The organism is Spiroplasma sp. hyd1 (genome assembly GCF_016082235.1).
Classification (GTDB): Bacteria; Bacillota_I; Bacilli_A; order Mycoplasmatales; family Mycoplasmataceae; genus Spiroplasma; species Spiroplasma poulsonii.
On record NZ_JXYY01000048.1, the window covers coordinates 1 to 9153 of the forward strand.

At 22.6% G+C, this 9153-nt stretch carries 8 protein-coding genes and 1 pseudogene; 2 read left to right on the forward strand and 7 right to left on the reverse strand.

Features of this window, described 5'->3' with window-relative positions; translation table 4 throughout:
- Nucleotides 1-211: 211 nt before the first annotated feature.
- Nucleotides 212-586, forward strand: coding sequence for a lipoprotein (locus TS70_RS08670; protein WP_198049604.1), 375 nt, complete (start codon nucleotides 212-214; stop codon nucleotides 584-586).
- Nucleotides 587-606: 20 nt separating this feature from the next.
- On the opposite strand, the pseudogene TS70_RS05090 reads toward TS70_RS08670, so the two are convergent.
- The 3 genes and pseudogenes from TS70_RS05090 to TS70_RS05100 form a co-directional block, all read right to left on the reverse strand.
- Nucleotides 607-1101: pseudogene (locus TS70_RS05090) on the reverse strand (spiroplasma phage ORF1-like family protein); the annotation flags it as partial.
- A gap of 2967 nt (nucleotides 1102-4068) precedes the next feature.
- Nucleotides 4069-4272, reverse strand: a complete 204-nt coding sequence (locus tag TS70_RS05095; protein ID WP_198049605.1) for a hypothetical protein — start codon at nucleotides 4270-4272, stop codon at nucleotides 4069-4071.
- A gap of 128 nt (nucleotides 4273-4400) precedes the next feature.
- Nucleotides 4401-4622 (reverse strand): hypothetical protein, encoded by a 222-nt coding sequence (locus TS70_RS05100; RefSeq protein ID WP_198049606.1) that lies wholly within the window; start codon nucleotides 4620-4622, stop codon nucleotides 4401-4403.
- A gap of 910 nt (nucleotides 4623-5532) precedes the next feature.
- On the opposite strand from TS70_RS05100, the gene TS70_RS05105 reads away from it, so the two are divergent.
- Nucleotides 5533-6368, forward strand: a protein-coding gene (locus TS70_RS05105; RefSeq protein ID WP_105628856.1) for an IS5 family transposase whose coding sequence is annotated in 2 segments (ribosomal slippage) — nucleotides 5533-5929 and nucleotides 5929-6368 — 837 coding nt in all. Because the reading frame shifts where the segments join, the coding sequence is not laid out codon by codon here.
- 85 nt (nucleotides 6369-6453) lie between these two features.
- Here the strand turns inward: TS70_RS05105 and TS70_RS05110 are convergent.
- The 4 genes from TS70_RS05110 to TS70_RS08145 form a co-directional block, all read right to left on the reverse strand.
- Nucleotides 6454-7140, reverse strand: coding sequence for a hypothetical protein (locus tag TS70_RS05110; protein ID WP_198049607.1), 687 nt, complete (start codon nucleotides 7138-7140; stop codon nucleotides 6454-6456).
- Nucleotides 7141-7227: 87 nt separating this feature from the next.
- Nucleotides 7228-7581: a hypothetical protein gene (locus TS70_RS05115; protein WP_198049608.1), complete on the reverse strand. Its 354-nt coding sequence runs from the start codon at nucleotides 7579-7581 to the stop codon at nucleotides 7228-7230.
- Between the two features lie 21 nt (nucleotides 7582-7602).
- Nucleotides 7603-8100, reverse strand: a complete 498-nt coding sequence (locus TS70_RS05120; protein ID WP_198049609.1) for a hypothetical protein — start codon at nucleotides 8098-8100, stop codon at nucleotides 7603-7605.
- The gene (locus TS70_RS08145; protein ID WP_198049610.1) at nucleotides 8093-8998 is read right to left on the reverse strand and encodes an ABC transporter ATP-binding protein; all 906 of its coding nucleotides are present in this window, start codon (nucleotides 8996-8998) and stop codon (nucleotides 8093-8095) included. Before TS70_RS08145 ends, TS70_RS05120 begins: the two co-directional genes overlap by 8 nt.
- Nucleotides 8999-9153 lie beyond the last annotated feature (155 nt).

Consider the following 9153-nt stretch of genomic DNA (forward strand, 5'->3'; position numbering starts at 1 on the left):
TAACTTAATAAACCTAGACGAAGATTTAAAAAAATGTAAAAATTGTAGTTTTATTACTCAAAAAATAGATGATAAATGAATGACTATAAATATTGGCGATAAAAACTGTGGTAAATAAAAATTAATTTTATCTTTAATTTATAAAATATATCAAATACCCAACTAAAAATGTTAAAATAATTATAATATTTTAAAAGAAAGGAAAAATTATATGAAAAAGATACTTAGTATTTTAGGAGTAATCGGATTAACAACAACAAGTACAACAACATTAATTAGTTGTGAGAAACCAAATAACAATGAAAATGGGGGTAATAAACCTACATCAGAACCACAACAACCACCAGAAAATAGTAGTTGAAAGTTAATAACAGATGTTATTGATGAAGGAAATACCGGTAAAACTTATATTGGTATTTTTGGAAGTAAAACAAACTGAAATATTATAGATTGAAAAGGAATTGAAGGAGAAGGAAAATGACATTTATATCAATATAAATCAATTTATCGTTGAGACGGAAACGGTAAACCTAAAATACCANNAATTAATAANNANACAGGNNNAATNANNGATTGAAAANAATAAAAGGACNNANAAGTCCTTTTTTAAATTAATCGTACAAATTTCATAAANATAATTAATAAAAATATATTTGTTATTGTGNTATATAATGCTGGACTAAATTTTCATACNTCAAATGTTTGACTAAAAAAACTATATATTGTTTGAAAAATTTTACCAACTCCACTTGCTAACTCATTCACTTGTTTAACACCCGGAATATTATTTACAACTCAAATTGCGGCATTTTTTATATGACATGCTAAATTATATCAATTACAACTTTCATATTGGGCTTGTCATCATTGTCCATCAGGGAATAATCCACCGTTATTTATTTCTTGTCAATTATAAATTCCAAAGTTAAAATCATAATAACGATACATATCATTTTCTTTTTGGGCTTGTAATTCAAAAACTGAAATATTCCCAACTGCTTTTAAACTATTATCTAAAGCATAAATAGTAATTTTTAATTCACTATATTTATTTTCTTGAATTTTTTTCATAAATTCCTGTAATTCATTATCATTAATATTAATCTTTTGGCCATTTAATCCTTGTAATGATATTTGATAATCAATATCTTTTTTTAAGATTTCATCTAATTTATTAATTTTAAAACCTTGCTTAATATATTCCATAATATAATTATTAAAAATATTATCTTTTGTTTTATCTTTAAAATTATATTCTTGATTTTGATACTTAATTTTACTTAAATCAATGACTTTATTTTCATCATAATTTAAGTTGTTAATAACTTTAAATTGGTTTGTTTCACCAATTAACAACATTGATGTATTTAGTGCTTTGATTTTTAGCATTATTTCTTTTGTTTGTTCTTGTTGATTAGTTATTAATTGGTTTAAATCATCATCAGTTAATTTTTGTCATTGGCTATTTTTATATATTTGAATAATATAATCTTTGTTTATTGTTGCTAATAAACTAAGATTATTTATTTGTTGTCAAACAAAGTTTTCAATTTTATTTCTAATAGTTTTAATATCTTTGGCATTTATTTTCAAAGCACTAATATTTAAATCATTTAGCGACTTAAAATTATTGATACTTTCATTGACTGCTAAATGATTACGAATATCAGAAACATAGTCTCGTCAATATGATAAAACCGCTTCATAAGTTAATTTTGTTAAATCATTATCTGAATTTCACTTTTTATAGTTAATCATATAATTTTTTAAATGTTTTCCTTGTGTTGTGTTTCAAAAATCACTAGCATTTTGGTTATTAACTGAATTTAAAAAATATCCATAATTTGAACTTTTATTTTTATCAACATAAATAAATTTGTGTTGATAAAATGGTGTTTGGGTATTTCCGTTTAAATCATTAAAGCGTTTTTGTTGAATAATAAAATGAAATCACCCAGCACTAGTATTAACATCTCCCGTTTTGTTTTTTTCTAATTGATAGCCATTTTCAAATTTAGTCTCTAAATTTTCATTTGATAAATAACGAATAACTTTTTCAATGTTGTCATTATTGTAAAAGTTTTCAAATCCAGCTCCGACTGCACTCGCTTCTGCTAAATAACCAATATCATAATCATTAATACTGCTACTTTTTATTAAATTTCCATCTCTGTCAACTGGATCTAACGGGAATGGAGTGTTAGATTGATGGCGAATTCATATTAATTGTTTTTTAGTTCCTGTTTCTTTATTAATTTCTTGATCATAATTAGGGTTTTTAATTGTTTTATTTTCATTACTGGGGTCTTTAATAAATTCACTTGTTAGTTTTTCATAGTCGATATTTTTTGGCCCTCATCCCATTAATTTTAATTGTAATGATGGGATAATTGTTTCAATTAAAATAGTTAACTTAAAATTACCACCAACATCTCCTTCAATTTTGGGGTTTGGTCGGTGGATAATTTCAATTTCATATTTATTAACTTTTTCTTTATCATCAAAAGTATATGTGTATAAACCATTAACAGCGTTTAAATTAACCCCATTTATTTTAACAATATCATAATCTGGATCATTGTTATTTTCCTTTGGTTCAATGTATTGAAAAAATGTTGTTGTATGATATTTTATTATTCCTTTATTGTATTTATTTTCCTTTCCCTCACCGTTATTAATAACTTCTTCAATATCATTAATCATTGCAACTCCATTTTTATCACTAATTTTTCCTGGGGTTATTAAAATTCGTTCTTGTAATTTGCTTTTTCAATATTTTGCACTTAATGAAAAATTGAGTTTTGTTTTAAAAACTCAATTTTCTCATTGTTCTGTTAAATAATTAAAAATATTAAAACTTGTTTTAAGAAAATAATCATTGTTTTCTCTTATTAAAGCATGATTAGGTTTAATAAGTTTTTTTCATTCGATTATGTTTCCTTTTTTTCCTAAAATACTAAATATTTTATTATCTAAGATAGTTTTAATTGCATTTCAATTACTTTCATCTAAAATATTGGTTGATGTATCACTTTGATAAATAATTGTTTGGTTTAAATCGTTTTCGATTCTATTTTTAGCATTAAAAATATTATAATCACTATCAAAATTTAATGGTGTTTTAAATTCTCACATTTCATAATTACCACTTTGATTATTATGGATGTTAATTATTGTTTTTATAAAATAACCATTATTGCTTTTTTCTAACTGATAATTTGGGTTTAAAAAATCAATTCATCCTTGGTTATTATTATCATTTAGTGCTTTTTTGATTTTGTGATCCATTTGTTCCTTAATTTGGTTTCAATTATGTGAACTTTGTGGATTATTATCAATATTGGAATAATAACTAAATTCTTTATTTAGTTCTCTTGTTAAATTACTTTTCATATCATTAAAACTAAAACTTGTATTAAAAATTAGTTCATTAACTTTTAATCATGTTTTCGCTCAGGTATTACTTGAATTTCATCCGTTTTTCGCTCGTGCATAAACCAAAAAATCAATTTTAATGCAATCATTATTTTCTAATTGATATCTTACATTTGCTCATCCTCATTCTTCATTTTGGGTATAACCTTGATAGTGATTAAAAATTTGTTCTGTTTTTGCTATGCCACTTATTTCATTTAGATTGATATAGTGATAAGCATTATAATTTGCCGTAGCCGCCTGATTGTGAGCAACATAACCCTCAAAATCAATTTTAATCTGTTTGTATTTATTTTTAAAATCATTTCAACTACTAGCATAATCCAATATATTAACATAATAATATGATGATTCTACTTTCTGTGTATAATCACCACCCCAAGTTCCACCCGTTTCGACATCAATATCATCATTTCAATTAATATTTTTTGTAAAACTTGGTGCTGTTGGATTAAAACTTTTCTTTGCATTTTTACTGATAACTTGTTCTTGTTTTAGAAACAAAAAATTATCATTGATGGATGATTTGACAATAAGTGGTTCACTTACACCAATCAACGATGTTAATAAACATGATAATATAATCTTTTTCACAACATATAACCTCCTTTCTGTTTATTAGTAAAAACTTTGTTAACTATTAAAACCTAAAATAATATCTACGATAGCAAAAATTATAATAGCAAAAATAAAAAAGAAAATTGATGATATTAATAAAATAAATAAATTTTTTGAATCAATCTCTTTTTTATAACCTAAAAATCCAATTATTATTTGTAATACAATAGTTATTATAAATAATATAATTATTGTTATAAGTTCAATTTTTCAGTTCATTAAGTCATTCCTTTCTGTTTTAAAAAAATAATTTTTATTAAAATATAAAAACCACGCAGGTGAATGACCTCGTGGCAGATATTATGCAAATTCATTTTCTGAATTTATGAAATCTGGAATAACAAATATTAGTAATTTTGAAATAACGGACCATAATGATTAAGTTGATCAACTATCAATGATAATTTAAATTCATTAACAAACTTTGTAAAAAATATTCAACAACTTTTACAAAGTTTTATTTTAATTACTTTTCCACTAACTATCTTATCATTTTTTTCTAAATGATGTCCTGTACATCCTAATCTAATTATTTGACATATTTTGTTTTTGTTACAATTTTCACACATATTTTATTCCTCCTTTCTGTTTTAAAAAATGTAATTATATAAAATCTTTAATTTTATATAATATTCAGTCTATAAAATAAAAAAGTATTAAATGAATTGGCATAATAACAAATCAAATTAATCATTCACTCGTATTGTAATTTTTAATTAAATATATTGAATTTGTTAAGAAAAAATATATCCCAGTTAAAAAATTGCCAATTCTAAAACAAAGTATTAAAAATATGAATATTTTTTTCATTTTATTTCAAAGTTGGATATATTAATCCAAACCATAATCCAATTACCAACAAAAATAACAAAAAACAACTTATACTAACATATAATATTATTCGGCAAGTTTTTTTGTATTTTGTTAACTCAATTTGTTTTTTCATTTTTTTCAATTTAATACCAAGAAACTTTCATAAACAACCAAACAAACTAATTACAGCAATTGTTCCCATCATTCCGATTATTGTGTTTAACATTATTTACACTTCCTTTCTTTTTTTATCTCTTATTTGTGGTAAATAACTTGTAAAGTATTCCTTTCAAAATTCTCATATTTTTGTTTGTATACTTTGTTTTGTTAATAACCAATATGCAAATCCTTCTGCCAATAACTCGTCATCATCGCTCAATCCATAATTACTGTTGGCAAATATCTTTAATATTTTTTCTTTGTTTAGCTCTGAAAAATTATTTAAGTTATTAATTTTTTGTTCTAAAAATTGCTTTAAATAAAAAATATGATTGATTTTAAATACTTCTCAATCATAAAAATAAAAGATATGTCCTAATTCATGGATTAAAATATGCAGAAAGTTATTGGTTGTAAATTGTCCTTTGTGTCATTCACTAGACTTCTTGCGATACCCTTTTTTATTAAAATATTATTATAAAATATAATTTATGAGGACATAAAAATATGAACAATAATAAATTTAATACTCTTAATGATAGAGAATGGTTAAGATTAACAGGAATAAAAAAATCCACTTTTAATAAAATGTTAGATATTTTAAAAGTTGCTGAAATAGAAAAATTTAAAAAAGGTGGTAAAACTAATAAATTATCATTAGAAAATAGATTATTGATGACTTTATTATATTGACGAGAATATCAGACTTATTTTCATCTTGGTAAAAGTTTTGATATTAGTGAGGCTAATTGTTATCGTAATATTAAGTGAATTGAAGATATTTTAATTAAAAACTCTGATTTTCAACAACTTGCTGGTAAAAAAGCACTAATAAATGATTATTTTAATGATAAAACTATTATTATTGATGCTACCGAAACTCCAATCCAACGCCCAAAAAAAGACAAAAACAATCTTATTCTGGTAAAAAGAAAAAACACACGATCAAAACACAAGTAATTATCGAACAAGAAACCAAAAAAATTATTGCAACAAGTTTTTCGCTCGGAAAAAAACATGATTATGCTTTATTTAAAGAATCAAAAATCCCAATTTTAAAAAATACCAAATTAATAGTTGATAGTGGTTATCAAGGAATACAAAAAAATCACAATAATGTTCTAATACCTACAAAGAAAACAAAGAAAAACCCTTTAAACAAAGAACAAAAGCAATATAATAGACTAGTTTCAAAAATGAGAATTATTATTGAAAATATTTTTGCTATTCTTAAAAAATTTAAAATTATTACAGAAAAATATCGTAATCGAAGAAAAAGATTTGGTTTAAGATTTAATTTAATTGCCTCAATTTATAATTTACAATTATTATATTTAACATAAAATATTTATTTAAAATTAAATAATTTAAATAATAAATTAATTTTTCGTTGTGGAAAAATATTAAATTTTTAAATAAAAAACATAATTAATTAAAATTATATTTTTCTATTAGTATCTTTTTTACAAATATTTGCAATTTTTTAACAAGTAATGCAAGAAGTCTACTATTTATTGTTTTTTCAAACGCACAAGATAAAACCTTTTTGTTTATCAAAATAGTTTGGTGATTATTTGTTTGTCCTAAGACATTATTATCACCATCAATCACATTTTTAATTTCTATTTTTTGTAAAATTTCACTGATATTTGTTTTATTTCAAATATTAGCAACAAAATTATAAAACAATAAAATAATTTGCTTTAAATTATTTTGGTATTGTTGACAAATATTATTCAATAAATTTTGTCAGTAATTTTGTTGTTCTATTTTTAAATAACCTTGTAGTTTTTGAAAAGTGCTAAATTCTGTTTTAAATTTAATTGTTAAATTATTATCTGCTTTGCTTAAAAAAGCATTGGTTAAATTTTTGATTGTATCTGTCTTATATTGATTAAAAAAAGTTCCTTTATATCCTCGCTGTTGGATTAAAACAGGGTGGGGCAAGTACATTTTTTCTAAATCAATATTTGTTTCTAAATTAACTTTTAAAACATTTTCTAAATTAGGATATAAATGTGCTTTATTATTTGCAATATTACCACAACTAATCAAATTCACTGTGTTTGTACATAAAAACGAAAATATTGCTAAAAAACTAAGTAATTTTTTCATACATTTTTATTTTCCCTTCTATTTTGACAAAATAAAAAACAGTAACCTTAATTACTGTTTTTTATTATTTATATTTTTTAAAATAAATTATAATGATAAACTTTTTTTAATAAATATTCAATTTCCTAAAGCAAATAATCCCGATGCTCCAATCAACATAATTGGCAATTGTCAAGCAAATTTTAAAGCATTAATTTGTTTTCACGTTGCATAAATATAACCATCAGGAGTATCATTTGAAATTTCTTTTGTTAGATTATTAACATCAAACTCAAATGAAACATTAAAAAATGATGTAATTGTTAAATATTGAATAAATTTAAAAAATTTTAATTGTTCAATAACTAGTGATAAATTAAATAAAATATTACAAATTACAAAAAAAGTGGATATTCCAGCTGCAACTGTTATTGCAACGGATGATTTATTTAAATAGACCATAATGACAAAATTAATTGATGTTTATAATAAAGACAAAAATAAAAAACTAAAACTTGTTAATACAACATTTCCTAGTACTTGTTTGTTAAAATCCTGTTGTATTGCAGCAAAGAAAATTAATTGTAAAAGTAAAATTGTAATATTTAAAATTAAAATTGAACTTAAAATAAGAAATAATTTTGAATTTAGAATGGTATTTCTTGACATTGGTGTTGTTAACCATGATGCCATATAACCACGATCAATTTCTTTAACTAATAAAATATGGATTAAAATAATTCCAAAACTAAAAATTAATATAAAAGCAGGGATTCCATATAAAGTCAATGGTAATATTTGAGATGCAGAAAGTGGTGAGCTTCCACCATAACCATTTTCAAAATGATAAATGTATTTAGCTGGAGCAAACGTACTACAAAACAAAGAAGGAATTAAAAGAACAAAAAATAAAACAAAAAAAATAATCATTGGAATAATTATATTTTTAAACTGTGATTTTACAAACTTAAAATTAATCATTGAAATTTACCTCTTTTTCATAAAATTTAATAAAATGTTTTTCTAAATTAAATGGTAATTCCTTAAAATATTCTAACTGATAATCTGTTATTTCTTTTAAAAAATTATTTATACTATTGTTTCTGATTTCAACTTTTATTATTTTTGTTACTTTATTAGTATCAATTATTTTTCATTTTTTATTCATAAAATTATCATAATCATTAATGCTTATAAATTTTAATTCATAAATTTTATCAGCATTATTTTTAACTTCTTTAATATTAGCTTCTGATACAATTTTACCTTTTTTAATAATTGCTACTTTATCACAAGTATTATCAATTTCACTAAAAACATGGGAACTCATAAAAATTGTTGCCTCTTTTTTTTGTGAATTTTTAACTAATGTATCAAATTTTTGTTGCATTAAGGGGTCTAATCCTGATGTTGGTTCATTTAAAACTAATACTTTTGGCTTATGCATAAAAGCACTAATTATAGCTACTTTTTGTTTCATTCCTTTTGACATTTTTTTAATTTTCTGCTTAGGATCAAAATCAAAATATTCAATTAGTTTTTCTACATATTTTCAATCAACATTCCCTCTAATTTCAGAAATTGTTTTTAAATAACCAATTCCTGTCATATATTCTGGTAAATTGACTTCACCAGCTAAATAGCCTAAATCTTTCATAATATTTTTAGTATGTTTTCACACATCATAACCTAAAATAGTGCTTGTTCCATTATCTGATTTAATAAATCCAACCATTTGGCGAATAACAGTTGTTTTGCCAGCACCATTGGGTCCAAGAAAACCATAAACTTCTCCTTTTTTAACGGTTATATTAATATCAAAACAACCAATATTAGGACTATATTTCTTTGTCATATTTTTTAATGATATTATTTCCATATCTTTAATTCCTATCTATTTTTTTAAATTATAATAATTTTAACATAAAAACAATAAATTAAATTTTTTAAACAAATAAAAAATACATTTTACCTTTCTCTATTTGCTTCTTTTAATTTTAGTTCCATTTCTAAAATTTCTTTTTTTAAGCGTAA